This is a genomic window from Microbacterium sp. AC026 (assembly GCF_979258475.1).
This window is the reverse complement of sequence record NZ_OZ409857.1, coordinates 103863-130003: the sequence shown is the minus strand read 5'-3', so window position 1 is coordinate 130003 and position 26141 is coordinate 103863. Positions and strand designations below refer to the sequence as shown.

At 68.0% G+C, this 26141-nt stretch carries 19 protein-coding genes and 3 pseudogenes; 10 read left to right on the top strand and 12 right to left on the bottom strand.

The genetic code is table 11. The features are described from left to right. Nucleotide 1: 1 nt before the first annotated feature. The 5 genes from dnaJ to lepA all read right to left on the bottom strand — a co-directional run bounded on the left by dnaJ (nt 2) and on the right by lepA (nt 6105). Nucleotides 2-1117, bottom strand: a complete 1116-nt coding sequence (dnaJ, locus tag ACZZ93_RS00635; RefSeq protein WP_053096522.1) for a molecular chaperone DnaJ — start codon at nt 1115-1117, stop codon at nt 2-4. Nucleotides 1118-1156: 39 nt separating this feature from the next. Then, nucleotides 1157-2188, bottom strand: a complete 1032-nt coding sequence (hrcA, locus tag ACZZ93_RS00630) for a heat-inducible transcriptional repressor HrcA (protein ID WP_053096524.1) — start codon at nt 2186-2188, stop codon at nt 1157-1159. 106 nt (nt 2189-2294) lie between these two features. After that, the gene (gene hemW / locus ACZZ93_RS00625) at nt 2295-3512 is read right to left on the bottom strand and encodes a radical SAM family heme chaperone HemW (RefSeq protein WP_463510272.1); all 1218 of its coding nucleotides are present in this window, start codon (nt 3510-3512) and stop codon (nt 2295-2297) included. A 16-nt stretch (nt 3513-3528) separates the two neighbouring features. Further along, nucleotides 3529-4182: a DUF1990 family protein gene (locus tag ACZZ93_RS00620; protein WP_053096528.1), complete on the bottom strand. Its 654-nt coding sequence runs from the start codon at nt 4180-4182 to the stop codon at nt 3529-3531. Nucleotides 4183-4251: 69 nt separating this feature from the next. After that, nucleotides 4252-6105, bottom strand: coding sequence for a translation elongation factor 4 (gene lepA, locus ACZZ93_RS00615; protein ID WP_053096530.1), 1854 nt, complete (start codon nt 6103-6105; stop codon nt 4252-4254). Nucleotides 6106-6345: 240 nt separating this feature from the next. On the opposite strand from lepA, the gene ACZZ93_RS00610 reads away from it, so the two are divergent. The 6 genes and pseudogenes from ACZZ93_RS00610 (at nt 6346) to ACZZ93_RS00585 (ending at nt 12858) form a co-directional block, all read left to right on the top strand. After that, a complete protein-coding gene (locus ACZZ93_RS00610; protein WP_463510271.1) occupies nt 6346-7329 on the top strand; it encodes an ABC transporter permease in 984 nt (327 codons plus the stop codon). Beyond that, the gene (locus ACZZ93_RS00605) at nt 7329-8252 is read left to right on the top strand and encodes an ABC transporter permease (protein WP_463510270.1); all 924 of its coding nucleotides are present in this window, start codon (nt 7329-7331) and stop codon (nt 8250-8252) included. Before ACZZ93_RS00610 ends, ACZZ93_RS00605 begins: the two co-directional genes overlap by 1 nt. Then, nucleotides 8249-10179: pseudogene (locus tag ACZZ93_RS00600) on the top strand (ABC transporter ATP-binding protein). The gene ACZZ93_RS00605 and the pseudogene ACZZ93_RS00600 overlap by 4 nt, the downstream one beginning before the upstream one ends. 117 nt (nt 10180-10296) lie before the next feature. Continuing rightward, nucleotides 10297-12009 carry an ABC transporter family substrate-binding protein gene (locus tag ACZZ93_RS00595; protein ID WP_463510269.1) on the top strand — a complete coding sequence of 571 codons (1713 nt, stop codon included), beginning with the start codon at nt 10297-10299 and terminating at the stop codon, nt 12007-12009. Between the two features lie 130 nt (nt 12010-12139). After that, nucleotides 12140-12391: pseudogene (locus ACZZ93_RS00590) on the top strand (alpha/beta fold hydrolase); the annotation flags it as partial. A 2-nt stretch (nt 12392-12393) separates the two neighbouring features. Continuing rightward, nucleotides 12394-12858, top strand: coding sequence for an alpha/beta fold hydrolase (locus tag ACZZ93_RS00585; RefSeq protein ID WP_463511773.1), 465 nt, complete (start codon nt 12394-12396; stop codon nt 12856-12858). Here the strand turns inward: ACZZ93_RS00585 and ACZZ93_RS00580 are convergent. Further along, the gene (locus tag ACZZ93_RS00580) at nt 12809-14074 is read right to left on the bottom strand and encodes an MFS transporter (protein ID WP_463510268.1); all 1266 of its coding nucleotides are present in this window, start codon (nt 14072-14074) and stop codon (nt 12809-12811) included. The two genes, ACZZ93_RS00585 and ACZZ93_RS00580, sit on opposite strands and share 50 nt — an antisense overlap. 236 nt (nt 14075-14310) lie before the next feature. On the opposite strand from ACZZ93_RS00580, the gene rpsT reads away from it, so the two are divergent. Continuing rightward, the gene (rpsT, locus tag ACZZ93_RS00575; protein ID WP_053096545.1) at nt 14311-14571 is read left to right on the top strand and encodes a 30S ribosomal protein S20; all 261 of its coding nucleotides are present in this window, start codon (nt 14311-14313) and stop codon (nt 14569-14571) included. A 127-nt stretch (nt 14572-14698) separates the two neighbouring features. Here rpsT and holA read toward each other — a convergent pair whose 3' ends face one another. From holA to ACZZ93_RS00560, 3 genes are read right to left on the bottom strand one after another with little or no spacing between them, the layout of a single operon-like run. Next, complete coding sequence (gene holA, locus ACZZ93_RS00570) at nt 14699-15736, bottom strand: DNA polymerase III subunit delta (RefSeq protein WP_463510267.1); 1038 nt, start codon at nt 15734-15736, stop codon at nt 14699-14701. A gap of 40 nt (nt 15737-15776) precedes the next feature. Continuing rightward, nucleotides 15777-16133: a ComEC/Rec2 family competence protein gene (locus ACZZ93_RS00565; protein WP_463510266.1), complete on the bottom strand. Its 357-nt coding sequence runs from the start codon at nt 16131-16133 to the stop codon at nt 15777-15779. Continuing rightward, the gene (locus ACZZ93_RS00560; RefSeq protein ID WP_463510265.1) at nt 16118-17569 is read right to left on the bottom strand and encodes a ComEC/Rec2 family competence protein; all 1452 of its coding nucleotides are present in this window, start codon (nt 17567-17569) and stop codon (nt 16118-16120) included. The genes ACZZ93_RS00565 and ACZZ93_RS00560 overlap by 16 nt, the downstream gene beginning before the upstream one ends. A gap of 856 nt (nt 17570-18425) precedes the next feature. Between ACZZ93_RS00560 and ACZZ93_RS00555 the strand changes: the two genes are divergently transcribed. After that, the gene (locus tag ACZZ93_RS00555) at nt 18426-19700 is read left to right on the top strand and encodes an FAD-dependent oxidoreductase (protein ID WP_463510264.1); all 1275 of its coding nucleotides are present in this window, start codon (nt 18426-18428) and stop codon (nt 19698-19700) included. A gap of 48 nt (nt 19701-19748) precedes the next feature. Here ACZZ93_RS00555 and ACZZ93_RS00550 read toward each other — a convergent pair whose 3' ends face one another. The 3 genes from ACZZ93_RS00550 to ACZZ93_RS00540 form a co-directional block, all read right to left on the bottom strand. Beyond that, nucleotides 19749-20354 carry a ComEA family DNA-binding protein gene (locus ACZZ93_RS00550; RefSeq protein WP_320488653.1) on the bottom strand — a complete coding sequence of 202 codons (606 nt, stop codon included), beginning with the start codon at nt 20352-20354 and terminating at the stop codon, nt 19749-19751. A gap of 106 nt (nt 20355-20460) precedes the next feature. Continuing rightward, nucleotides 20461-23037, bottom strand: a complete 2577-nt coding sequence (gene leuS, locus ACZZ93_RS00545) for a leucine--tRNA ligase (RefSeq protein ID WP_053099152.1) — start codon at nt 23035-23037, stop codon at nt 20461-20463. A 38-nt stretch (nt 23038-23075) separates the two neighbouring features. After that, a complete protein-coding gene (locus ACZZ93_RS00540; RefSeq protein WP_463510263.1) occupies nt 23076-24395 on the bottom strand; it encodes an anthranilate synthase component I family protein in 1320 nt (439 codons plus the stop codon). Nucleotides 24396-24436: 41 nt separating this feature from the next. Between ACZZ93_RS00540 and ACZZ93_RS00535 the strand changes: the two genes are divergently transcribed. Continuing rightward, complete coding sequence (locus ACZZ93_RS00535) at nt 24437-25108, top strand: DedA family protein (RefSeq protein WP_463510262.1); 672 nt, start codon at nt 24437-24439, stop codon at nt 25106-25108. 4 nt (nt 25109-25112) lie between these two features. Continuing rightward, a pseudogene (locus tag ACZZ93_RS00530) lies at nt 25113-26137 on the top strand (App1 family protein). Nucleotides 26138-26141 lie beyond the last annotated feature (4 nt).

Below are 26141 nucleotides of genomic sequence, written 5' to 3'. Positions count from 1 at the left end.
ATCAGTGCGAACGGAAGCGGTCGCGGAGCTTCGAGAACAGCCCCTGCTGGAACTGCGCCAGCTGCGGGCCCGGTGCCTTGGTCTTCTTCGCGAAGTCCTCGATGAGCGCGCGCTGCGCGGAGTCGAGCCGGGTCGGAGTGACCACCTGCACGCCGACGCGGAGGTCGCCGCGCTGGTTGCCCCGCAGCGGCGTGATGCCGCGGCCCTTGATCGTCAGCACGTCGCCGGACTGGACGCCCGAGCGGATCTCGAGATCGACCTCGCCGTCGAGACCCTGGATCGTGGTCTCGGTGCCGAGGATCGCATCCGGCATCGACACCTCCAGCGTCGCCAGCAGGTCGTCGCCGTCGCGGCTGAAAGACGGGTGCGGGTTCACGGTGACCTCGACGTACAGGTCGCCGTTCGGGCCCCCCGCCTTGCCGACCTCGCCAGAGCCCGGCAGCTGCAGGCGCAGCCCGGTCTCGACGCCGGCGGGGATGTCGAGCGAGACGGTGCGACGCGAGCGCACCCGCCCCTGGCCGCCGCAGGTGCCGCACGGATACGGGATCGTCGTGCCGTAGCCCTCGCAGGTGCCGCAGGGCTGAGAGGTCACGACGTTGCCGAGCAGGCTCCGCACCTGACGCTGAACGTGGCCGGAGCCGCCGCAGATGTCACAGGTGACGGGCGACGTGCCCTCCTGGCAGCACGAGCCGTTGCACGTCTCGCACAGCACGGCCGTGTCGACCTCGATGTCGCGGTGCGCACCGAAGACGACGTCGCCGAGATCGAGGGTCACCCGGACGAGGGCGTCCTGTCCCCGTTCGCGGCGTGACCGCGGACGCGCGCCCCTGCCACCGCCTTGGCCCGCGCCGAAGAAGGTCTCGAAGATGTCCCCGAAGCCGCCGAAGCCCTGGAAGTTGCCAGCGGCGCCGTCTCCGCCGCCCATGTCGTAGCGGCGACGGGAATCGTCGTCGCTCAGGACGTCGTATGCATGCGTGACGAGCTTGAACTGCTCGGCCGCGTCCTCACCCGGATTCACATCGGGGTGGAGCTGACGAGCGAGGCGTCGGTACGCCTTCTTGATCTCGTCGGTGGAGGCGTCACGAGAGACGCCGAGTACCTCGTAGTGGTCTGCCACAATGGCCCTTCTGCGTGTGCTGTTCTCTGGGCGGCCGCGTCAGCGGGCCGCCTCGTCTTCGTCGAGCATCCGAGACAGATAGCGGGCCACGGCCCGCGCCGCCGCGAGATTGCTCGGATAGTCCATGCGCGTCGGCCCCATCACGCCGACTCGCGCCGTACCGCTGGGGGCGGCGTAGTTGCTGGCCACGATCGATGCCTCGCCGAGGCCGAAGGACGCGTTCTCGGTGCCGATGCTGGCGGCGAGACCGTGGGAGTCCGCCTCCATCTCGCTCATCAGCCGCAGCAGCGTCACCTGCTCCTCGATCGCCTCGAGCAGAGGGTGGATGCTGCCGCGGAAGTCCTGCTCGCGTCGAGCCAGAGTCGCTGCTCCGGCCATCACCAGGCGCTCCTGACGGAAGGCGCCGAGCTCGTCGATGACGATCGTCGCGAGAGCGCGCAGTACGACGTCATGACTGTGTGCGTCGTCCGCGAGAAGCGCCTGCAGCCGCTCAGCGGCGTCGCTCACCGCCCGGCCCGTGATCAGGGCGGAGAGGCGAGCACGCAGCAGCGCCATGTCGGCGTCGTCGACGTCGACGGGCAGCGGGGCGATGCGCTGCGAGACGCCGCCCGCGTCGGTGACGAGCACGATGAGCAGACGATTCGGCGCCAGCGCCACGAGTTCGAGATGCGTCAGATGCGCGCGCGCGAATGACGGGTACTGCGCCAGCGCGACCTGCCCCGTGAGCTGCGTCAGCACTCGGACCGTGCGCACCATCAGGTCGTCGAGGTCGGATGGAGCGGTGAGGAAGGACTCGATGGCCGTGCGCTGCGCGACCGACAGCGGCCGCAGCTGGGCGAGATGATCCACGAACACGCGGTAGCCCTTGTCGGTGGGAACGCGACCGGAGGAGGTGTGCGGGGCGGCGATCAGCTCTTCGTCTTCGAGCAGTGCCATGTCGTTGCGGATCGTCGCCGCGGACACGCCGAAGGAGTATCGGTCTACGATCGATCGGCTGCCGACGGGTTCATGCGTCTCGACGTAGTCCTGCACGATCGCGCGGAGAACCTGGAGGCCTCTTTCGCTGACCATCGCAACTCCCTCCCTCTTGGCACTCACTGGCTACGAGTGCCAATTCTACCCGCCGACGCCGACCACGTGCTGATCCGGCACGATGTCCGGACTCAGCGGTCGCCGATCAGTCGGTGAGCTCACGCACGACGGCATCGGCGAGCAGGCGCCCCCGCAGTGTGAGCTGCACGCGTCCGCGAACGGCAGCGGCCGGGTCGACGAGCCCATCCGCGATCAGACCCGCGACGCGTGTCCTCTTGTCCGCGGCGAGGTCGCTGACGGCGATGCCCTCGCGGATGCGACTCAGCAGCAGGATGCGCTCGAGCGTCGCCGACTGCTCGTCCGGCCGCTCCGTGCCGGCGGCGGGAGACTCCGCTGCGGCGAGCCGCTGTGCATACGCGGCCGGATGCTTGACGTTCCACCACCGCAGGCCGGCGACGTGACTGTGCGCGCCGGGACCGAACCCCCACCAGTCGCTCCCCCGCCAGTAGGCGAGATTGTGCCGCGAACGCTGCTCGGGCGAGCGCGACCAGTTGCTGATCTCGTACCAGTCGAAGCCCGCCGCTGCGAGACGCGCATCGGCGAGCTCGTACATGTCGGCCTGCAGGTCATCGTCCGGCGCCGGCACCTCGCCTCGGCGGATCTGCCGCGCGAGCTTCGTGCCGTCCTCGATGATCAGCGCGTACGCCGAGATGTGGTCCGACTCGAGTGCGAGCGCCACATAGAGCGACGCCTCCCAATCACCGATCGACTCACCGGGGGCGCCGTAGATGAGGTCCACGCTCACGGCGAGGCCAGCGTCCTTCGCCGCGGCGACCGCTGTCGTCACATTCTCGGGGCGATGAGTGCGGTCGAGAGCGGCGAGCACATGCGGCACTGCCGACTGCATGCCGATCGACAGCCGCGTGACGCCGGCATCCGCGAGGGTCCGCGCGACCTCGGGTGTCACCGTGTCGGGGTTCGCCTCGACCGTGACCTCGGCGCCGTCGACGAGGCCGAACGCATCGGTCGCCGCCCCGAGCATCCGCGCCAGGTCGCCCGGCGGCAGCAGCGTCGGCGTGCCGCCGCCGAAGAACACGGTGTCCATCGGGCGCAGCGCACCGGCATCCGCGAGCACACGCCGCGCGAGGTCGATCTCGGTGATGAGCGTCGAGGCGTAGTCCTCCTGCTTCGCGCCGCGGAGCTCTCCCGAGGTGTAGGTGTTGAAGTCGCAGTAGCCGCACCGCACCCGGCAGAAGGGGACGTGCAGGTATGCGGAGAAGGGCACGGAGGAATCGATCGGCAGATCGGAGGGCAGATGTCCGTCTGCCGGTGCCGGATCGCCGAGTGGGAGCGGACCGGCCATCAGAGAGGTGCGACCATCAGACCGGAGTCGCGTACAGCGGCGAGATCGCTCGCAGATAGCGTGCGAACAACTCGCGGCGACGGCGCTTCACCAGCGGCGGGACGACGCGGTAGAGCAGGGAGTTCGGCGCGTCGAAGGCACGGACGGAGAACCACACCTCGTCGTTGTCCTCGCGCCAGTCGATGTCGAAGGACTCCTCACCGCGGACCACCGAGCCTCCGACCGTGCCCAGCACGAATCCGATCCGGCGCTTCTCCTCGGTCACGGAGATCACGCGCAGCTCCGCATCCGCCCGCATGCCGGCAACCCGCCCATGCAGGCGCAGCGTCATGCCCGGGCCGGCGAACGGTGTGCCTTCCGCGTCGAAGCGCTGTTCGACGTCGTTCTTGCTCGGTGCGATCGGAGTGCCCTCGGCGTCGAAGCTGACACCGGCGTAGGCGGGGCCGGGCGCGGGACGCACATCCTCGATGCTGAGGCCCGCCGCGCGCTGCGCGGTCCAGGTCAGCAGCGCTTCGCCCGCGGACTGGAAGCGGTCATGACCGCTGCCGATCCGCCAGGAGTTCTCCGCCGGGATGCTGCGCTCCGGCGGGTACTGCATCAGATCGGGCGCGTGGGTCGCACCCACGGCCGCATAGTCAACCGTGTCGTCTCGGAAAGTCCCGCGCCGCATGCGTTCCAGCCTACTTCCCGTTCCCTGGACGATCACCCTCCACGCCGGGAACAGCCCGGCCCGAAGGTCCTACTTCTTGTCCTTGCCCTCGACGTCGCCGGAGAGCGCTGCGATGAACGCCTCCTGCGGCACCTCGACACGACCGACCATCTTCATGCGCTTCTTGCCCTCTTTCTGCTTCTCGAGGAGCTTGCGCTTGCGGCTGATGTCACCGCCGTAGCATTTGGCGAGCACGTCCTTGCGCAGCGCCCTGATCGTCTCGCGGGCGATGATCCTGGCGCCGATGGCGGCCTGGATCGGCACCTCGAAGTTCTGGCGAGGGATCAGCTTGCGCAGTCGCTCCGTCATCAGCGTGCCGTAGGCGTAGGCCTTGTCGCGGTGCACGATCGAGCTGAACGCGTCGACCTTGTCACCCTGCAGCAGGATGTCGACCTTGACAAGGTCCGCCTCCTGCTGTCCGGCGGGTTCGTAGTCGAGCGAGGCATAGCCCTGGGTCTTGGACTTGAGCTGGTCGAAGAAGTCGAAGACGATCTCACCGAGCGGCATCATGTAGCGGAGCTCCACGCGCTCCTCGGAGAAGTACTCCATGCCCAGCAGCGCTCCGCGACGAGACTGGCAGAGCTCCATGACCGTGCCCACGTAGTCCTTGGGCAGCAGGATCGCGGTCTTCACCATCGGCTCCGACACCGAGCCGATGCGACCGTCGGGGTACTCGCTCGGGTTCGTCACCGTCACGGTCTCGCCCGTGTCGCTCGTGAGCACCTCGTAGATCACGCTGGGTGCGGTGGTGATGAGGTCGAGGCCGAATTCTCGCTCGAGACGCTCGGTGATGATCTCGAGATGCAGGAGTCCCAGGAACCCGCAGCGGAAGCCGAAACCGAGGGCGACCGAGGTCTCAGGCTCGTACTGCAGCGAGGCGTCGGAGAGCTTGAGCTTGTCGAGCGCCTCCCGGAGCTCCGCGTAATCGCTGCCGTCGATCGGGTAGATCCCCGAGAAGACCATCGGCTTCGGGTCGGTGTAGCCCGGCAGAGCCTGGGTCGAGGGCCTGCGTGCCGTCGTGATCGTGTCACCGACCTTCGACAGACGGACGTCCTTCACACCGGTGATGAGGTAGCCGACCTCGCCGACGCCGAGCCCCTTGGACGGCACCGGTTCGGGGCTCGACACGCCGACCTCGAGCGCTTCGTGGTTGGCACCCGTCGACATCATCTGAATGCGCTCGCGGGGCGACAGGCTGCCGTCCACCATGCGGACGTAGGTGACGACCCCGCGGTAGGCGTCGTAGACGGAGTCGAAGATCATGGCGCGGGCCGGAGCATCGGCGTCTCCGACGGGTGCGGGGATCTCCTTGACCAGTCGGTCGAGCAGCTCCTCGACGCCGACACCGGTCTTGCCCGAGACACGGAGCACGTCCTCGGGCTTGCCGCCGATGAGCGATGCCAGCTCCTTGGCGTACTTGTCGGGGTCGGCCGCCGGCAGGTCGATCTTGTTCAGCACCGGGATGATGTGCAGGTCGTTCTCGAGCGCGAGGTAGAGGTTCGCCAGAGTCTGGGCCTCGATGCCCTGGGCGGCGTCGACGAGCAGGATCGCGCCCTCGCAGGCGGCGAGAGACCGGGACACCTCGTAGGTGAAGTCGACGTGCCCCGGGGTGTCGATCATGTTGAGCGCGAAGGTCTCGCCGTCGATCTCCCACGGCATCCGCACGGCCTGGCTCTTGATGGTGATGCCGCGCTCACGCTCGATGTCCATGCGGTCGAGGTACTGCGCGCGCATGTCGCGATCCGAGACCACGCCGGTGATCTGGAGCATGCGGTCGGCGAGGGTCGACTTGCCGTGGTCGATGTGCGCGATGATGCAGAAGTTGCGGATCTGCGCCGAAGGCGTCGCGGCAGGCTGAAGCGGAGTGAGAGCGCGTGGTGACATGTCCTGACGATTCTACGGTGAGGCGAGGCTTATGCCCGCTTCGTGCGATCCGGTGATATTCTGCCGAGGTTGCCCGGGAGCCATCCGTGACACCGGATCCCGTGAGCGATAAGACTCCGTCACAGACCAAGTGCAGGCGTCGTGTCGCGCAGATCGGCTGATGGTGATTGACTGTCTTCCCGGCTCAGCGTTGCGTCGGCGGATCCCGCGCGCGTCTGTAAAAGAGAAAGAATCATCACCTTGATCAAGTATCTGTTGCGCCGCCTGCTGGGATGGGTGCTGATGATCGTCATCGCGACGAACATCACCTACTTCCTCGCGTGGCTGTATCTCGATCCCGAGAACAACTACGTCGGACGTCGACCTCCGCTTTCGCCCGATCAGATCGATGCGCTGCTGAAGCCTCGCAACCTCAGCGAATCGGTCCCCCTGATCGAACGATGGTGGACCTGGTTCTCCAGCATCCTCTTCCGCTGGGACTGGGGAGTCGGCCCCACAGGCGAGTCCGTCAACGAGCAGGTCGCATACCGCGTCTGGACCAGCGCCGAGCTCGTGCTCGGGGCGACGATCATCACGACCATCCTGGGCATCGCCCTCGGTGTCTACACGGCATCCCGTCAGTACAAACTGGCCGACCGCATCGGTCAGGGCACGAGCATCATCACGATGAACATCCCCACGGTCGTTGCGGGATTCGCTCTGGTTCTGCTCGCGATCAACTTCAACAACGCGGTCGGCACGACCGTCTTCTACGTCGTCGGATCCTCCAGTCAGGGGGTCGAGGGATTCTTCCCCGTCCTCATAGACGTCCTCCAACATCTGACGCTCCCCACACTCGGCCTGGTGCTCACGGGCTACGCGTCCATCCACTTCCTGCAGCGCTCGCTGCTGCTCGACAACATCAAGGCGGACTATGTTCGCACCGCCCGTGCCAAGGGACTCACCAAGCAGCAGGCCATCCGCAAGCACGCGCTGCGGACGTCGCTGATCCCCGTCACGACGCAGGTCGCGTTCACGATCCCCGCGGTCTTCACCGGAGCGGTGCTGACCGAGACGATCTTCAACTGGAACGGAATGGGTCGGTACTTCATCCAGACCCTGAACAACAACGACATTCACGGCGTGGTCGCAGTCGCGGCGTTCGGCGCCCTGATGACGGCGATCGGCGCGATCCTCGCTGACGTCGCCGTGGTCGTCCTCGATCCGAGAGTGCGGGTGAGCTGATGTCCCTGGAAGCCATCGGGGTGTCCCCCGAGATCGCCGAGCCGGAGAAGCCGAAGAACCGCAAGCGCACCTCGATGCTGACGCTGTACACGCGTCGGTTCCTGCGCAACCGCGGTGCCTTGATCGGCGTCGTCATCCTCGCGCTTCTGGTGGTGTTCGCGATCGTGGGACCGCTCATCGCGCCGTACTCGCACACTGACCTCGACTTCCTCGCACTGCGCCAGGCTCCCTCGGCCGAGCACTGGTTCGGGACGAACGGTTCGGGCAACGACAACTTCGCCCAGGTCGCCGTCGGTCTTCAGCGCTCCATGATGATCGCTGCCCTCGTGGCCATCGGCACCACGGTCGTCTCGGCACTCATCGGTGCCACCGCCGCCTACTTCGGCGGCCGGTACGAGCGGATCATGCTCGCGGTCATCCACTTCATGATGGTGGTCCCGAACTTCCTGATCCTCGCGATGATCTCGAACGACGCCGGCGGGAACTGGCTGGTGATCTCGCTCGTCATGATCTTCGTCGTCGGCTGGTTCTTCCCTGCCCGGATCATCTGGACCCTGTCGCTGTCGATCCGCGAGCGCGAGTACGTGCATGCCGCTCGCTACGCCGGGCTCTCGGGGATGCGGATCGTCCTGCGTCACATGCTCCCGAACATCGGGTCGCTGCTGGTGATCAACTTCACGCTCGGCGTCGTGTCCGCCGTCCTCACCGAGACCGCGCTCTCGTTCCTCGGCTTCGGTGTGAAGCTGCCCGACGTCTCGCTCGGCGCCCTGATCGGCTACGGCTCCAGCACTCTGGTGAGCGCACCGTGGCTCTTTTACTTCCCTGCAGCGGCGCTCACCCTGCTCACCGTTTCGATGGCTCTCATCGCCGACGGTCTGCGCGACGCCCTGGATCCGACCTCTGCGGCTGGAGGTCGCGCATGAGTACCGTCCTTTCCGTCCGAGACCTCAAGGTCAGCTTCCCGTCGGAAGCCGGTCGAGTCGATGCCGTGCGCGGTGTCTCGTTCGACCTCGAAGAGGGTCGCACCCTCGGCATCGTCGGCGAATCCGGCTCGGGCAAGTCCGTCACCTCGCTCGCGATCATGGGCCTGCTCGACGACAACGCCAAGGTCACCGGGTCGATCATCTATGACGGCCAGGAACTGCTCGGCAAGTCCGACAAGCAGCTCTCGGTGATCCGCGGCAACGGGATGGCCATGGTCTTCCAGGACCCGCTGACCTCACTCACCCCGGTGTTCACGATCGGCGACCAGCTGATCGAGGCTCTCACGGTGCATCGTCGGCTGTCGAAGAAGGACGCCTGGGATCGGTCCGTCGAGTTGCTGAAGCTCGTCGGGATCCCCGAGGCGGAGCGCCGCATGAAGGCCTTCCCGCACGAGTTCTCCGGCGGCATGCGTCAGCGTGTCGTGATCGCGATCGCGATGGCCAACAATCCCAAGCTCATCATCGCGGACGAGCCGACGACCGCGCTGGACGTCACCATCCAGGCGCAGATCCTCGAGCTCATGGAGAAGGCGCAGCAGGAGACCGGCGCCGCGATGATCATCATCACGCACGACATGGGGGTGGTCGCCAAGACCGCCGACGACGTGCTGGTGATGTATGCCGGCAAGCCCGTCGAGCAGGCACCGGTGCGCGAGCTGTTCTACCGCACCCGGATGCCGTACTCGATCGGCCTTCTGGGTGCCATCCCGCGGGTGGACAAGACCGAGAAGGTGCCGCTGATCCCGATCAAGGGCAACCCCCGCTCCTGATCAATCTGCCGGATGCGTGCCCGTTCGCGGCGCGATGCCCCATCGCGATCGACGCGTGCCTTCAGCGCGAGCCCGATCTGCTCCCCATCTCCACCGAGGGTCACTCCGACCACTCCGTCGCCTGCATCCGCGCGAACGACATCGACGACGACGGACGCATCGGCGGGCTCCCCGTCTTCCCCATCCCGGAGATCCCCGAGAGCGGGCTGGCGAAGGTGCCCCGCGAGGATCGTCCCATCACCCTCGAGGCGGTCAACCTCAACAAGACCTTCCCCCTCATGAAGGGTGCGCTGTTCAAGCGCAAGGTCGGCGAGGTGCACGCCGTCAAGGGGATCAGCTTCGACATCCGCCAGGGCGAGACCCTCGCGATCGTCGGCGAGTCGGGCAGCGGGAAGACGACGACGCTCCTCCAGATCATGGATCTCGTCGCCCAGGAGGACGGCGACATCCGCATCGGCGGTACGAGCGTCGCCGACATCAAGAACCGAGCGGAGGAGCGAAAGCTCCGTCGTGATCTGCAGATCGTCTTCCAGGACCCGATGGGGGCGCTCGACCCTCGCATGACGGTCTGGGACATCATCGCCGAGCCGATGCTCGCGATCGGCATGAGCAAGGACGACGTGTTCGATCGCGTCGAGGAGCTCATGGGTCTCGTGGGTCTCGACCCGGCGCACAGCGACCGCTTCCCCCAGGCGTTCTCGGGCGGTCAGCGTCAGCGCATCGGCATCGCACGAGCGCTGTCGACCAACCCCAAGATCGTGGTGCTCGACGAGCCCGTCTCGGCTCTCGACGTCTCGATCCAGGCCGGCGTGATCAACCTGCTCGACGAGCTGAAGGCCAAGCTCGGGCTGTCCTACCTGTTCGTGGCGCACGACCTCGCCGTCGTACGCCACATCGCCGACCGGGTCGCGGTGATGTACAAGGGCTCGTTCGTCGAGCACGGAGACGTCGATCAGGTGTTCGACGATCCGCAGCACCCCTACACGAAGGCGCTGCTCTCGGCGATCCCGATCCCCGACCCCGACATCGAGCGCACGCGCGAGCGGATCATCCTTCCCGTCGAGGGTTTCGACCCAGAGGCCGTCGCCGTCAGCTGACCTGTGTACCGATGTGCACAGTCCGATAACGGTTCCGTGTCACTGGGGTTTCGCCCGAGAGTTGCGGGGTTAGTCTGCCCCTATCCCAAGTAAGGCCGACAGGCACTAAGGAGTACCATGAAACGGCATCAGAAGCTGATGGGCATCGCTGCTCTCGGCGCTGCCTTCGCCCTCGCCATGAGCGGGTGCGCACCGGCAGGCAACGGCGGCGGCAACAGCGGTGAAGGCGAAGCTCAGACGGTCGAGGGCGCGGACTACAACCCGCAGCCCCGCGAGAACCTCGCAGAGGGCGGCGAACTCCGCATCCCCGTCTCGAACATCGCCGAGCAGCTGAACTACTTCCACAGCGACGGTGACGCCCGCGTCACCCAGATCGGGACGTGGTTCCGCCCCCAGATCCTGCTGATGGATCCTGACGGCACCGTCAAGAAGAACGACGCATACCTCGACGACTACTCCTTCGGTGTCGAGGACGGCAAGACCGTCCTGCACTTCAAGGTCAACGAGAAGGCTGTCTGGAACGACGGCACGCCCATCGACGTCACCGCGTTCAAGGCCACCTGGGAAGCCCAGAGCGGCGAGAACGAGGAGTACCAGCCCAACGCGACCGACGGCTGGAAGGAGATCGAGTCCGTCGAGGCCGGCGAGAACGACCGCGACGTCATCGTGACCTTCAAGGGCGAGTTCGCCTGGCCCGAGATGGTCTACTCGCAGCTGCTGCACCCGGCCGTCAACACGCCTGAGCTGTTCAACACGGCGTTCCTCGGCGACTGGCACCCGGAATGGGCCGCAGGCCCCTACACGGTCGACAACTTCGACAAGACCGGCGGAGTCGTCACGCTCGTCCCGAACGAGAAGTGGTGGGGCAACGCTCCGCTGCTCGACAAGGTCTCCTTCATCCAGATGGAGCCGACCGCGGCGGTCAACGCACTGCGCAACGGCGAGGTCGACATGGCCGAGACCGGCAGCGCCGAGCTGCTCGCACAGGTCGAGGGTCTCGAAGGCGTCAAGACCTACAAGGGTCAGGCGACCGCGAACGCGATCTTCACGCTGAACTCGACCAACCCGGTGCTGTCCGACCTCGAGGTCCGCAGGGCCGTGTTCGAGGCGATCAGCATCGAGCAGGTCAAGGACATCGTCTTCAACGGTCTGAACTACACCGAGGAGCCCGCAGGGTCCCTGACCCTCTTCTCGTTCCAGCCTGACTATGTCAACGCGCTGGAGGAGGCCGGCCGCAAGGACGGCGACACCGAGGGTGCCAACAAGCTCCTCGATGAGGCCGGCTGGGTCGCCGGTGCCGACGGCATCCGCGAGAAGGACGGCCAGCGCCTGTCGCTCGTCTTCCCCGTGCACTCCGACACCGAGACCGCGCGCGCGCGTTCGCTCGCCGTTCAGGCGCAGCTGAAGGAGGTCGGCGTCGAGGTGACGATCGACACCCGTCCGTCCGCCGACTTCGCCGAGGACTACACCACGCAGAACGGTGACATCTTCTTCCTCAACTTCACGTCGTCCGACCCGTTCGGTGCCGCCTGGTTCTGCCAGCTGTACTGCTCGGACAGCGGCCTGAACCTGTCGGGCACCGGCACCGAGGAGATCGACACGATGATCCACGAGGAGCTCGAGACGATCTCCGACCCGGTCGAGCAGACCAAGAAGGCCATGGAGATGGAGTCCGAGATCTTCGCGAAGACCTGGGGCATCATCCCGGTCCTCAACGGCCCGGAGATCTGGACCGTCAAGGAAGGCCTCGCCAACCTCACGCCCGAGCCCTACGTGGGTCTCGACCTCTTCGGCATCACGCCGGTGGAGAACGTGGGATACGAGAAGTAATCCATTCGGAGCCTGACTCGTCAGAGCTTCGCAGCGGGGTCGGTGGTCCATCCACCGGCCCCGCTTTCTCTATGCTGAACGCGTGAGCGTCCAGATCGTCTTCGTGCACGGCATCCGTACGTCCGCGACGATGTGGCGGTCGCAACTCGCCTTCCTCGAGGAGCAGGGCATCGGGGCCGTCGCTGTCGACCTTCCCGGGCATGGCACCCGGATGGAGGAGGACTTCACCCTGCACGAGGCGCTCCACACCATCGACGTCGCGGTGCGCGACGCAGCGACGCGAGGTCCCGTGCTGCTCGTCGGGCACTCGATGGGCGGCCTGCTGACACTCGCCTACGTCGGCGGATCGGAGGCACCGAGGGTCGCGGGGCTCGTCGCCGCGTCGTGCACGTCGCTCCCCGAGGCGCCGGTCTCGCGGCGTATCGCGCGATCGCGCGCGCCGTCGATCGGCTGCCCGATCGCGGGATGTGGATCACGAAACGCATCCTCGAAGCGACGATCCCCGAAGAGACGCGCTCCGATTTCGCCGCCGGCGGCTATGCGCTGGACACCCAGGACACGGCACTGCGAAATCTCGCCACGCTCGATCTCGCGACAGCGGTCGCCCGCATCCGCGTGCCGCTGTGGTTCGTGAACGGACAGTGGGATCAGCTGCGAGTCAACGAGGCCCTCTTCCGACGGCTCGCGCCTCACGCAGAGCTCATCGTCGTGCCGCGCACCACGCACCTCGTCACGGCGATGCGTCCGCAGATCTTCAACGCCGTCCTGCGGTTGGCCGTCGCGACAATCGAATCCGAGGCTACGGGTGAGGCCGCGGCTCCCGCGCCGGCTGCCTCGCCAGAGCCGTGAGCGCACCGCCCACGAGCGACAGCACGGCGGCTGCTGCGAACACCAGCCAGAATCCCCCGACGAGCGCGACGAGCCCCGCCCCGAGCACCGGGCCGATCAGCTGGCCGAGTGCCGCCGTGACGTAGACGATGCCGAGGTCACGGGCGTGGTCCCTCTCGCCGGGCAGCAGGTCGGCGGCGAAGGCGAGCCCGACGGTCGAGAACGCGCCGTAGCCGAGCCCCATGAGCGCGGCGGCGACCATCGTCGCCTCGAAGGTCGGCACGACGGCGATCACGACGCCGGAGGCCGACTGCACCAGGGTCGCCAGGATCGTGAGGGAACGCCGGTTGCCCGTGCGATCGGAGAGCACACCGGTGAACACCGATGCGAGCACCACGAACAGCGTGTAGACCACGATCAGGAGCAGCAGGTTGTCCTGCGCCACCGTCGTCTCCTGGTGCAGACCATGGAGCAGGAAGAAGAGGAACAGTGCAGTGCCGAGCGCGTTGCCGATGTTGGTCACGAGCCGGCCCGACAGCATCCAGGCGAAATCCCGATCGCGCAGCGATGCCAGCAGATGACGATCACGCGTCACCGGAGTCGCGTCGACGGCCGCGGGCGGATCGGGCAGAAGCAGCGCTGCACCGATTCCCACCGTCGCGATGATCACGGCGAGCAGCAGGTACCCCTCACGGATGCCGAGCCCGAGGAGCACCACGAGCCCGACGCCGAGCACGATGCCCACCGCCTGACTGGAGCCCACGGCGGCGGACGCGGCGCCACGCTGCGTCGGAGGAAGCTGGTCCGCTATCAGTGCGGTGAAGGCGGCCGACGACACCGCGACGCCGATCGACACCCCGACCCAGGCTCCTCCCACGGCCCAGGGCCCCTCACTGAAACCGGTCACCACGAGGAACAGCGCGGTGACGAGCACGCCACCGATCGCCCATGGTCGCCGACGCCGCCGTCCGCCGGCCGCGCGATCCGACAGCGCCCCGGCCAGCGGGCCCGCGACGATCCCTGCGAGACCGCCGATGCCGAGCACCAGCCCGGACGAGATGACGCCGGGTATCCAGTCCTTCTCAGACGTGTTCAACTGCAAGGGGAGGAGCAACTGGACCGGAGTGAGCTGCACCGTCCAGATCGCCAGCCAGGCGAGGGTGAAGACGGTCATCCATGGCGGTCCGACTCTCCGCAGAGCGGACACCGGCGATCCGGATGGGAGGGCGGGGCTCATGTCGCTCCTTGACGTCGGGGTCGCGACGCGAGTGTCGGGATACTGATGATTGTGCACCCACACGCACCGACACCGCATCAGTGACGAGCACACCTCGCTCGTTTAGGGTGAACCGCCCGGATGCTGGTAGAGTTGGTTCTTGGCTTGCGTGTGGGTTCTTCCCTCACGACCGCCGAGTGGAAGCCCTCTTCTTCTGCCGGCATTTCCTAACAACTCCGTACAGAAAGCGTCCACACGTGGCAAACATCAAGTCGCAGATCAAGCGCAACAAGACCAACGACAAGGCTCACGAGCGCAACAAGGCCGTGAAGAGCGAGCTGAAGACGCACATCCGCGCGACCCGCGCCGCTGTCGTCTCCGGTGATAAGGCTGCAGCCGAGGCTGCTCTGAAGGCTGCCTCCCGCAAGCTCGACAAGGCCGTCAGCAAGGGTGTCATCCACCAGAACCAGGCTGCGAACCGCAAGTCCTCCATCGCCAAGCAGGTCTCCGCTCTCTGAGCCGATTCCACGCCTGACGGTGTGACAAGAGCCCGTCCCGTTCGCGGGGCGGGCTCTTTCGCGTGCTCGGAACCTTATGTGCCAGCGATCTCGACGGACGAGGCAGCTGCCGCGCGTCAGACCGCGCTCACTCGCCGAACGGCTGGCGGGTGGCGATGACGGTGAGCATCCGCTCGAGAGCGAAGATCGGGTCGCGGGCGGCACCCTTGACTTCGGCATCGGCGCGCGCCGTCGCCTGGATGGCCATTCCCAGCGAACGCTCGTTCCATCCGGCGAGGTCGCGTCGCGCACGGTCGACCTGCCAGTCCTTCATTCCCAGTCGCTGCGCGAGCTGACGGCTCGGCTCGCGGTTTCCGGCGACGCGCGCCATGGTGCGCAGCTTCATGGCGAACGCCGCGACCATCGGCACGGGGTCGGCGCCGGAGGCGAGGGCATGGCGCAGGGCCACGAGAGCCTCGCCATAGCGTCCGGCGATCGCCGTGTCAGCGACGACGAAGGCAGAGACTTCGACCCGCCCGCCGTAGTACTTGGTGACGACCTCTTCGGTGACATCGCCCTCGACGTCGCCGATCAGCTGCTGGCATGCCGCCGCGAGTTCGGTGAGATCATCGGCGAAGGCCGAGACCAGAGCGCGCAACGCCGGCGGGGCGATCCGCTTCTTCGCCGCAGAGAACTCGCCGGCAGCGAAGTCGACGCGGTCGCCGTCGCGCTTGATCGCAGGGCACGGGATCTCGATGCCGTCGCCCGTCCCGGCGCGCACCGCATCGAGCAGCTTCTTGCCGCGGACGCTGGCCCCGGTGTGGCGCAGGATCACTGTCGCACCCTCCTGCCGGTGGTCGAGGTAGGACACAGCCTCCTGCAAGAAGGCATCCGAGCACTTCTCCACCCCCGACACGCGCACCAGCCGGGGTTCCCCGAACAACGACGGCGAGGTCAGCGCGAGGAGGGTCCCGGGCGCGTAGTCATCAGCGCGGACATCGGTCACCTCGAGCGCGGGGTCTTCGGTGCGGAGGTAGTCGCGGACTCCGGCGATCGCGCGCTCTGCGCAGACCTCCTCCGGGCCGAACACGAGCACCACCGGCGCCGGACGCGGATCGCGCCACGACACCTGCGGGACCTTGGCTGCCTTGGTCCCACCGCGGGAAGGAGTACGAGAAGCAGCCATGTCTCCAGACTACCGGGGGCCACAGACGTCGACCCCGACGTCAGGGTGGCTGCTTCTCGGCCCACAGCTGAAGCTCGTCCCCCGCGAGGCCCACGAGGAGACGGCCCTGCTGGTCGGTCCGCAGCACTCGCGCACCGGCGGCTTCGAGCGATGCCAGAGTCTCCGCTCGCGGATGCCCGTAGTCGTTGTCGACGCCTGCGCTGAACAGCGCGACACTCGGGCGCAGGTCCTGATAGAGCGGGAAGTCCTGGTCGGCGCTGCCGTGATGGGCGACTTTGACCACCGCGTAGCCGCCTCGGAGATGCGCGGTGCGTTCCAGCATCCGCTGAGCCTCCCCCGACAGGTCGCCCAGGAAGAGCGAGCGGGGTACGCCGCCGCCACCTATCTCCAGAACCACGCTCTGGTCGTTGCCCGGCGGGAACGCCTCCGACCCACGCTGCGGCCACAGCACCTGCCAGGACGCCGCGCCCAGGTCACCCCGCATGCCCGCTGCCGCCTGACCGACCGTCGCACCGCCGCCGGCGAGGTGCTGCAGCATCCGCTCGTCACCGCTCTCCCCGGTGGCCCGTGCAGCACCGCCTCGACTCTCCCCTGAACAGCCTCGACCCCGCCGACGTGATCCAGATCGAAGTGCGTGAGCACGAGCAGATCCACGCGTTCGACACCGAGTTCGCGCAGACACGAGGCGAGCGGCTCCGGTTCCGGCCCGGTATCGATCAGTGCGATCGCCCCCTCGGAGCGCACGACGAGTGCGTCTCCCTGGCCCACATCACAGGCGGCGACCGACCAACCGTCGGGAGTGGTCGCGCTCGCCAGCGGACCGTTGAGCACCACATGCGCACCGCCCAGGGCGAGCGCGACTGCCAGCACGGCCGCTGCGACACCCCTGACGACCGGCACCGCGCGGTACCCATCGGCGACAATCACCCCGATCGCCGCGCTCACGACGCCGACCAGCACGGCGCTGGCGATGCCGGGCACCATGGCGATCTGAGCGAACGGCAGCCTGGCCGTGATGCTGGCCGTTTGCGCGATCCACGCGGCGGGCAACCATGCCGACGCCGCCAGGAGGTCGGCGAGAACGCCCACCGGAGCGGCGAGACACGCGAGGAGGCCGATGACAGTGGCGATCGGCGCCGCGGGCGCAGCCAGCAGGTTCGCCACGAGCCCCACGAGAGACTGCTGCTCTGCGAAGAGGGCGATGACGGGGCCGCACACGAGCTGTGCGGACGTCGGCACGGCGATCGCGAGAGCGAGAGGTTGCGGCATGAATCGCGCGAGTCCGCGGGTGAGCGACGGCGAGAGCAGGATCAGCGCACCCGATGCGGAGACCGAGAGCGCGAATCCCGCAGTCGAGGCCAGCCACGGGTCGGCGATCAGGATGCCGCTCGCGCTGAGCGCCAGCATCCCCGCACCCGCGCTCGGCCGCCCGAGAAGCAGTGACAGCATCGCGACACCCGCCATGACCGCCGCCCTGACCACGCTGGGTTCCGGCGTCACGAGGACGACGAAGCCCGCGAGACCGAGAGCGGCCGCGACGACTCGAGTCCCCCGTCCGGCGCCGCACAGCGCAGCCAACCAGAACACCGCCCCGACGACGATGGCGCAGTTCGCTCCGGAGACCGCCGTCAGGTGGCTGAGACCGCTGGTGCGCATGTCATCGTTCAGCTCGGTCGACACCGCGCGGGTGTCGCCGACGGCGAGTCCGGGAAGCAGGCCCGCTCCGGGCTCGGGAAGTCGCTGCGCCCGGTCGATGAAAGCGCTGCGCAATCCGGCCGCGACCGCGAAGACCCCGGATGCCGGCTCCTCGACCGACGCCTCGCTCGCGAACACGACGAGCGCTGCCCTCTCCCCGGATCCGTCGCCGCCGCCTCGCCCTTCACCCGGACTGTGGCGCCGAGATCGAATCCGCCGGCCGGGTCGATGCCGATCCGCACCGGAGCCGATGCCGCCCGCACCGACCCCGGCGACCCGATGCCCGTGAGCTGCACCTCCATCCATAGGCGCCCATCCCGACCGACCGACGCCGAGGTGCTGACCTCCCCCGTCACCTCGACCACACGTCCGTCCCACGACGCGGCGCCCTCGCGCGCCGGTGTCGCGGCAAGAACAGTGACGGAGACAGCGGCGATCGCGGCGAGCATCACGAGCACCACCCCGGCCATGGACGCCGCGGCGGACGACCGCAGCAGCATCCACAACAGCGACGCCGCCGCCCCCAGCACGCCACCGAGAAGGCACCACTGCGCAGCTGGAGGCACGAACACGCAGACCAGGGCAACCACCCACACTCCGCCTGCGATCGGCAGCAGACGCAGATCCCGGCTCATACCCGCGCGTCATCGCGCGGTCGAACCCGCGGGTCGCATCTCATCGGCAGCCGGTGCATCAGGACAACGTAGGGGCGTGCGACCACCTCGCAGCGCACCCGCCCCCGGTCGGTGGACAACACATCGATGCCGACGCGGCGTGCAGGAGCGCCGAATGCGAAGCGATGATCTCTGAGTGAGGACCGCGGGCACTTCCATTCACCGACCGCGGGCCGTTCCGACAGCCGACACCGTCCACCACACCGAGCGACTCAGGCATACTCGGGGAATGGTCGACGTACGCGACATCGCAGAGCACCAGCCCAGTCACCTGACTCTGGTGCGGAACTTTCTGGCGCGCCGAGCAGAGGTCATCGCGAATGCATGACGTGATCGTGATCGGCGCCGGCCTCGCAGGGCTCCGCTGCGCGGGACTGCTCTCCGCTCACGGACTCGACGTCGTCGTCCTCGAGGCCGCGGATGCGGTCGGCGGACGCCAGCGCACCGACATCATCGACGGCTTCCGGCTGGACCGCGGGTTCCAGGTCCTCAACCCGGCCTACCCGGCACTTCGGCGCAGCGTCGATCTCGACGCACTCGCGGTCGGGAGCTTCCCTGTGGGCGTGCGGGTGCGCACGACGGACGGGGTGGCCGAGCTGCGGCATCCGCTTCGGCATCCGCTGTCGATCGTCACGTCTCTGCGCAGCGGCCTGGTGAGCGGTCGGGATGCCGTCGCGCTGGCACGCTGGGCCGCGCCGGCACTGGTGAGTCCGCTCTCGCATCTGGCTCGGAACGATGCCACCATGCGCGAGGGATGGGATGCCGCGGGGCTTCGTGGCCCGCTTCGCACCGCTGTACTCGAGCCGTTTCTCGCCGGGGTTCTGGCGGAGAGAAGCGGCGAGACGTCGAACGCCTTCGCGCGACTGCTCGTACGCTACTTCGCGCTCGGCCGACCCGGGCTTCCCGCACAGGGGATCGCCGCTGTCCCCGAGCAACTCGCCGCGCACGCGCGCGCGGCGGGTACTGACATCCGTCTCGGGGCGCGCGCGGGAGGCATCTCAGCAGGAGGAGAGGAGATCACGGTGGGGCTGAGCGACGGCGACTCCGTGCGAGCGGCTCGGGCGGTGGTCGCAGTCGGCGCCGATGCCGTCAGCGACCTCACCGGTCTCGCCCGTCCGGTCACGAGAGGTCTGCAGACGTGGTGGTTCGCCGCCACTGAACCTCCCAGCGGATCCGCACTGCTCACCGTCGACGGCCGAGGTGGAGGCCCCGTCGTGAATACCGTCGTGATGACGCACACCGTGCCCTCGTATGCGCCGGCCGGACGTCACCTCATCGCCGCGACCTGCCTGCTGCCGCGTGGCGGCGCACCCGCCGACGAGTTCGACGTGCGCCGCCACCTCGAAGAGGTCTGGGGTACGGACATCAGCGCGTGGCAGCTGATCCGGCGCGACGACATCGTCGACGCGTTGCCTGCCCAACCGGCACCGCTCGGCCCACCGCGATCGCCGCGCTACGCCGAGCGGCTGTATGCAGCCGGGGATCACAGAGACACCGCGTCGATCCAAGGCGCCCTCGCTTCCGGCGAGCGTGCCGCACGTGCCGTCCTGACCGACTCGGGGGCGTCGAGAAGCGGCACGTCGCTGCACAGCTGACGACGCTCGGACTCAGGCGAGAGAGAGACAGCGCCCGCAGACCGCACATCACACCCGCACACCGTCGCGGATGCCGGCGAGCAGCTTCTCTCCGATGCCGGGGACCGACAGCAGGTCATCGACCGATGTGAACCGACCGTTCTCGTCACGCCAGGCGATGATCCGCTCGGCCAGGGCGGGGCCGATGCGCGGCAGAGTCTCGAGCGCCGCCTGATCTGCGGTGTTGAGATCCACCAGATCGTCTGCGGGCGCGCCTGCTCCCGGCGGCCCCTCCGCGGCTGCGGCACCCACGACCGGCACGCTGATCTGTTCGCCGTCCGAGAGCACGCGGGCGAGATTGACCGCGGTCAGGTCGGCATCGTCGGTGGTCCCGCCGGCCGCCGCCACCGCATCGACCAGCCGGGAGTCGAGATCGAGGACATAGAGTCCCGGATGCTCGACCGCGCCCAGCACGTGCACGTAGAGCTCTCCCGTCGATCCGCCGCTCTCGGCGGCCTCGGTGGCCAACGGCACCGATTCGGTCGGCACGGCCTGCCCCCGCATCAGCCCGAGCCCGACGGCCGCGGACAGCACGACGAGCGCCAGCACGATGGCGGCGCCGACCCCCAGCCGCAACCGGCGGGGCGCCGGTGAGGAAGCGGCGGATTCGGGCATCCCGCAACGCTATGCCAGCGAACGGACGCCTCTCATGCATCCGGCCGCCCGTCGGGGAGAACCCCGTGGGCGGCCGGATGTGCAGAGCGGCTGGCTACGCGGTCGGTCAGCCCTTCACGACGATGCTGACGATCTTCGGGGCGCGCACGACGACCTTGACGATCTCGCGGTCGCCGATCGAGCGAATGACCCGCTCGTCGGCACGGGCGAGCGATTCGAGCTCGGCCTCGCCGATGCGCGCGGGCACCTCGAGCTGAGCACGGACCTTGCCGCCCACCTGCACGACGGCGGTCACTGTGTCCTCGACGAGCAGCGCCGGGTCGGCGGAGCGCCAGGTGACGAGCCCGACGGACGGCTCGTGTCCGAGGATCTCCCACATCTCCTCTGCGGTGTGCGGGGCGATCAGATCGAGCATCACGGCGACGGTCTCGGCCGCCTCACGCACCGCCGGATCAGCGGCGCCTGCGGCACCGTCGATCGTCTTGCGGGTGACGTTGACCAGCTCCATCAGACGCGCGACCAGGACGTTGAACTTCGTCTGCTCGACGAGCCCAGGAGCATCTGCCAGCAGCTTGTGCGTGGCTCGACGCAGCGCCGCATCTCCGCCCGCGAACACGACGTCGACAGGAGAGGACACCTCGTGGGCGATGCGCAACGCGCGGGCCAGGAACTTCTGCGCACCGGTCGTCGAGACGTCGGCCCAGTCCTTGTCGTCTTCGACCGGTCCGGCGAACGCGAGACCCACGCGCAGCGCATCGGCGCCGTAGGCGTCGAGCTCCTCTTCGAAGAGCACCAGGTTGCCCTTGCTCTTCGACATCTTGGCGCCGTCGAGCAGGACCATGCCCTGGTTGATGAGGTTCGAGAAGGGCTCGGTGAAGTCGATCAGCCCCATGTCGAACAGCACCTTGGTGATGAATCGCGCGTACAGCAGGTGCAGGATGGCGTGTTCGACGCCGCCGATGTAGGAGTCGACCGGCGACCAGCGGGCGGCCTGAGCCGGGTCGAACGCGACCGTGTCGCTGTTCGGCGACAGGAATCGCAGGAAGTACCACGAGCTGTCGACGAACGTGTCCATCGTGTCCGGATCCCGCAGCACGGGGTCACCGCTGGCGGCATCCACCGTGCGGACCCAGCTCTCAGCGGCGCCGAGCGGCGACGATCCCTTGGGCTTGAGGTCGAGCCCCTCGACGCTGGGCAGCTTCACCGGCAGCTGCTCCTCGGGCACGGGGATGATTCGGCCGTCCTCCGCGTGCAGCATCGGGATCGGCGTGCCCCAGAAGCGCTGACGCGAGATCAGCCAGTCGCGCAGACGGTAGTTCTTGGCGGCGCGCCCGGTGCCGGACGCCTCGAGCTGCTCGATCGCACGGGCGATCGCATTGCGCTTCGACAGACCGTTGAGCGGTCCGGAGTTGATCATCCGGCCCTCTCCCGTCAGAGCGATGCCGGTGGAGGCGGGGTTCTGCTCGTCGAGCGCCGCGCCGGTGTCGATCGGCACGCCCTCTTCATCGACCTCGATGACCGGCATCGCACCGGTGACGGGCGCCGTCGTGTCGACGACGACCTTCACGGGCAGGTCGAAGGCGCGGGCGAAGTCCAGGTCTCGCTGGTCGTGCGCCGGCACGGCCATGACCGCTCCGTGACCGTAATCAGCCAGCACGTAGTCCGCCGCCCAGACCGGCAGCTTCTCGCCGTTGACCGGGTTGATCGCGTATCGCTCGAGGAAGACCCCGGTCTTCGGGCGATCGGTGGCCTGTCGGTCGACGTCGGTGGTCTTCTGCACATCGGCCAGGTACTTCTGGAATCGCTCGCGCACGTCGGCCGGAGCATCCGCTGCGAGCTCCGACGCCAGGTCGGAGTCGGGGGCGACGACGAAGAACGTCGCTCCGTGCAGGGTGTCAGGACGCGTCGAGAACACGGTGACGGGCTCGTCGCGCCCCTCGATGCGGAAGTCGACGTCGGCGCCGATCGAGCGTCCGATCCAGTTGCGCTGCATCTGCAGCACCTTGTGCGGCCAGAAGCCCTCGAGCTGGTTCAGATCATCGAGCAGCCGGTCGGCGTAGTCCGTGATCTTGAAGTACCACTGAGTCAGCTTCTTCTTCACGACCTCGGCACCGCAGCGATCGCAACGGCCGTCGACGACCTGCTCGTTCGCGAGCACGGTCTGGTCGTTCGGGCACCAGTTGACCGCGCTCTTCTTGCGGTACGCCAGACCTCGCTCGTGCAGCTTCAGGAACAGCCACTGGTTCCAGCGGTAGTACTCGGGGTCGGAGGTGTGCAGCACTCGCGACCAGTCGAACGAGACGCCGTAGTTCTGGAACGCCTGCTTCTGCTGAGCGATGTTCTGGTACGTCCACTCGCGGGGATCCGCTCCCTGACGGATCGCCGCGTTCTCCGCAGGCAGCCCGAAGGAGTCCCAGCCGATCGGGTTGAGCACGTTGTGCCCGCGGTGGCGCCAGAACCGGGCCACGATGTCCGAATACAGGTAGTTCTCCGCGTGGCCCATGTGCAGGTCGCCGGAGGGGTAGGGGAACATCGCCAGCACGTAGCGGCGGGGCCGCTTGTCATCGTCGCCGCCGGTGAGGAACGTCTCGTTCTCCGCCCAGTACTTCTGCCACTTGGCCTGGATAGCGTGCGCCGAGGAGGTCTCCTCGGCGACGGGAGAGGTGGACAGGTTCTCAGACAACGAACGCACGACCAATCTGAAGGGAAAAGGGGATCAGTTCAGGATATCGGAAGCCCAGGCCGCGGGCATTTCCACTCCCAGCGCAGCGAGCGGCGCCCGAGCCTTCGTCGCGACCTCGGCGACCTCCGAGGCGGCGACCGATCGCCAGGTGATCCCCCGCCTGCGCCGACCGCAGCGCCCGTACCGTCGATCACGATGCTGCGGATGACCATCGCGAGGTCGAGCGAGCCCTCATCGCCGATGTAACCGAAGCACCCGGCGTAGATACCGCGAGGCCCTCCCTCCAGCTCATGCAGGCGCGTCATCGCCGAGAGCTTCGGCGCGCCTGTCATGCTGCCTGCCGGGAAGGTCGCTGCGAGAAGTTCGCTCGCCGTCGTGCCCGCGGCCGCCGTGCCGCTGACGGTACTGACGAGCTGGTGCACCGCCGGATATGTCTCCACGGCCCACAGGGCCTCGACCCGGATCGACCCGGGTCGGCACACCCTCGACAGATCGTTGCGCATCAGATCGACGATCATGACGTTCTCAGACCGTTCTTTCGGGTCCGCGGCGAGCTCGTCGGCGAGCTCGGCATCGTGCGCGGCGTCTGCGCCGCGGGGCCGCGTCCCCTTGATCGGCCGCGTGCGGATGACGCCGCCTTCAGCGTGGAGGAACTGCTCGGGGCTCGCACTGAGCAAGGAGCGGCCGCCGATCCGGATGAAGCCGCCATGGTGCGCCGGAGTGGCGGCACGGAGGCGTCGGTACACCGCGACTCCGTCGTGCTCCCCCGGCACGGTGAACCGGGTGGTGAGACAGAGCTGGTAGGCGATCCCCGCTCTGATGAGCTCGCGGCAGCGCTCGATGAGTCCTGCGTACTCCGTCGGAGTGTGTCGCGCCTCGCTGCGTACGGACGAGGCCGCACTGAACACCGTCTCCCCGCGCGGCACGGCGGAGGGGGTGACGCGAGCGACGACGGCGCTCCACTCGTCGAGATCGGCATGGGCTGCGGCAACCCATATGGTGCCGGTCGCATGATCGAACGCCGCCAGCCGGGAGACCCGCAACCAGGCGTCGCCGGGCTCGTCAGCGGCTTCCGATACGGGTGCTCCCGCTGCTCGGGCGCCCGTCTCGTAGTCGTACCAGCCGACCCACCCGCCCCGCAGCGGAGGACCGGGATGCGCGGCAGCCGTGCGGGCATCCATCCGCACTTCACCGGGGAACGACGCCGGATCGCCCGTCCCGACGAAGCTCCATCCCTCCGTCGCATCCGCCCCGGCGTCGAGCCAGAACAGGTCGGCGCACGACCGTTCGAGGGCGAGGAAGAGCGCGTCAGGCGTCACCCGATCGGGCAGGACGCGGGCGCTCAGAGGTTCGGGCACGTTCTCAGCCTAGGCGGCGTGCACTCCCGTATTCTCAAGGGGTGGACGACTTGGTGCCGTGGCTGATCGACTTCATGCGGTCCATCGACCCGATCACTCGCACGCTCGTCGCGGGGCTCGCCGTGATGTTGGAGACGAGCGTCTTGATCGGGCTCGTATTCCCCGGTGACACTGTCGTGCTCGTCGCCTCCATCGGCATCACCAGCGTCCCTCAGGCCGTGGCGATGGTCGTCTCGGTGGTCGTCGGCGCGCTGATCGGCGAGAGCATCGGCTTCTGGCTCGGGCGGTGGATCGGCCCGCACATCCGTGCCTCCTGGGTCGGCCGTCGCGTCGGCGAGGAGAACTGGGTGCGGGCGGAGCGTTACCTCGCCCGCCGCGGCGGCATCGCCATCTTCCTCTCGCGGTTCCTGCCGGTGCTGCACTCCCTCGTGCCGCTGACCGTGGGCATGAGCCACTACTCCTATCGGCGCTTCCTCGCGTGGACGGCGCCGGCCTGCCTGCTCTGGGCGACGGCCTACGTGAGCATCACCTCGCTCGCCGCCGGCAGCTTCGATGAGCTCGCCGACCGGGTGCACTACGCGGGATACATCTTCGTCGGCATCATCGCCCTCTTCCTCGTCGCCGTGTTCGTGGGCAAGAAGGTGATCTCGCGCCTCGAGGCGCGCCATCTCGACATCTCCGACGCGAAGGACTCGACCGACGTGAAAGACTGAAGCAATGGCTTCGTCACCTCCGGCGCCCCGGATCCACTGGTTCGCGCGCCTCGAACACCGCCTCCACGTGTGGCGCGAGGGGCGAGCGCGCCGTCGCGGCCGCACCGCGACCATCCTCCCGTTCCCCGGTTACGGCGGGCCCGGCTGGGTGCGTGTCGTCGGTCGCGTTCTCATCGTCCCTCCCGCACGGAGCACGAAGGACGGCGAGCCGGCCAGCGTCCGCGGCTGGCGGAGCTTCGTGGGCATCCCCGTGAGCTTCGCGAAGGTCGCCGTGCAGATCGGCGACTCGGTGCACTATGTCGTCGCCGACCGGGGCGGTGTGATCGACTCGGTCGTGCACGCCGAGCTCGAGCCAGGATGGCAGACCTTCACGTTCTCCGTCGAGGGTCAGGACCCGGTCGAGACGACCGCGTTCATCGTGGCCGAGTCGACCCATTTCGGGGTCGTCTCCGACGTCGACGACACCGTGATGGTCACCGCCCTCCCCGACCTTTCATCGCCGCCTGGAACTCTTTCGTCGTCGACGAGCACGCGCGCATCCCCGTGCCGGGCATGGCCGTGCTGCTCGATCAGGTGCTCCGCGAATATCCCGGTGCTCCCATGGTCTACCTCTCGACCGGAGCCTGGAACGTCGCCCCGACTCTCCGCCGGTTCCTCGGGCGCCACCTGTTCCCCGCAGGCTCCATGCTCCTCACCGACTGGGGCCCCACGCATGACCGATGGTTCCGCAGCGGACGCGAGCACAAGCTCACCAACCTGCGTCGCCTGGCCACGGAGTTCCCGCACGTGAAATGGCTGCTGATCGGCGACGACGGCCAGCACGACGAGGCGATCTACTCCGAGTTCATGGATGAGCACCCGGACTCCGTCGCCGGCGTCGCCATCCGTCGGCTGCTCCCGGCCGAGGCCGTGCTCGCCGGTGGTCGCGCGGGCCACGAGCCGCACTCCGACGACGTCGCCCCCTGGGTCAGTGCCGAGGACGGCGCGGGGCTCCGTGACCTGCTCGGCAAAGCCGGCATCCTCCGCTGAGGTG

Coding starts and splice junctions, on each gene's coding strand:
- ACZZ93_RS00555 (WP_463510264.1), top strand. CDS start 18,426: ATGCATGACGTGATCGTGATCGGCGCCGGCCTCGCAGGGCTCCGCTGC.
- lepA (WP_053096530.1), bottom strand. CDS start 6,105: ATGTCACCACGCGCTCTCACTCCGCTTCAGCCTGCCGCGACGCCTTCG.
- holA (WP_463510267.1), bottom strand. CDS start 15,736: ATGGCTGCTTCTCGTACTCCTTCCCGCGGTGGGACCAAGGCAGCCAAG.
- ACZZ93_RS00605 (WP_463510270.1), top strand. CDS start 7,329: ATGTCCCTGGAAGCCATCGGGGTGTCCCCCGAGATCGCCGAGCCGGAG.
- ACZZ93_RS00550 (WP_320488653.1), bottom strand. CDS start 20,354: ATGCCCGAATCCGCCGCTTCCTCACCGGCGCCCCGCCGGTTGCGGCTG.
- hemW (WP_463510272.1), bottom strand. CDS start 3,512: ATGGCCGGTCCGCTCCCACTCGGCGATCCGGCACCGGCAGACGGACAT.
- ACZZ93_RS00580 (WP_463510268.1), bottom strand. CDS start 14,074: ATGAGCCCCGCCCTCCCATCCGGATCGCCGGTGTCCGCTCTGCGGAGA.
- ACZZ93_RS00595 (WP_463510269.1), top strand. CDS start 10,297: ATGAAACGGCATCAGAAGCTGATGGGCATCGCTGCTCTCGGCGCTGCC.
- hrcA (WP_053096524.1), bottom strand. CDS start 2,188: ATGGTCAGCGAAAGAGGCCTCCAGGTTCTCCGCGCGATCGTGCAGGAC.
- ACZZ93_RS00620 (WP_053096528.1), bottom strand. CDS start 4,182: ATGCGGCGCGGGACTTTCCGAGACGACACGGTTGACTATGCGGCCGTG.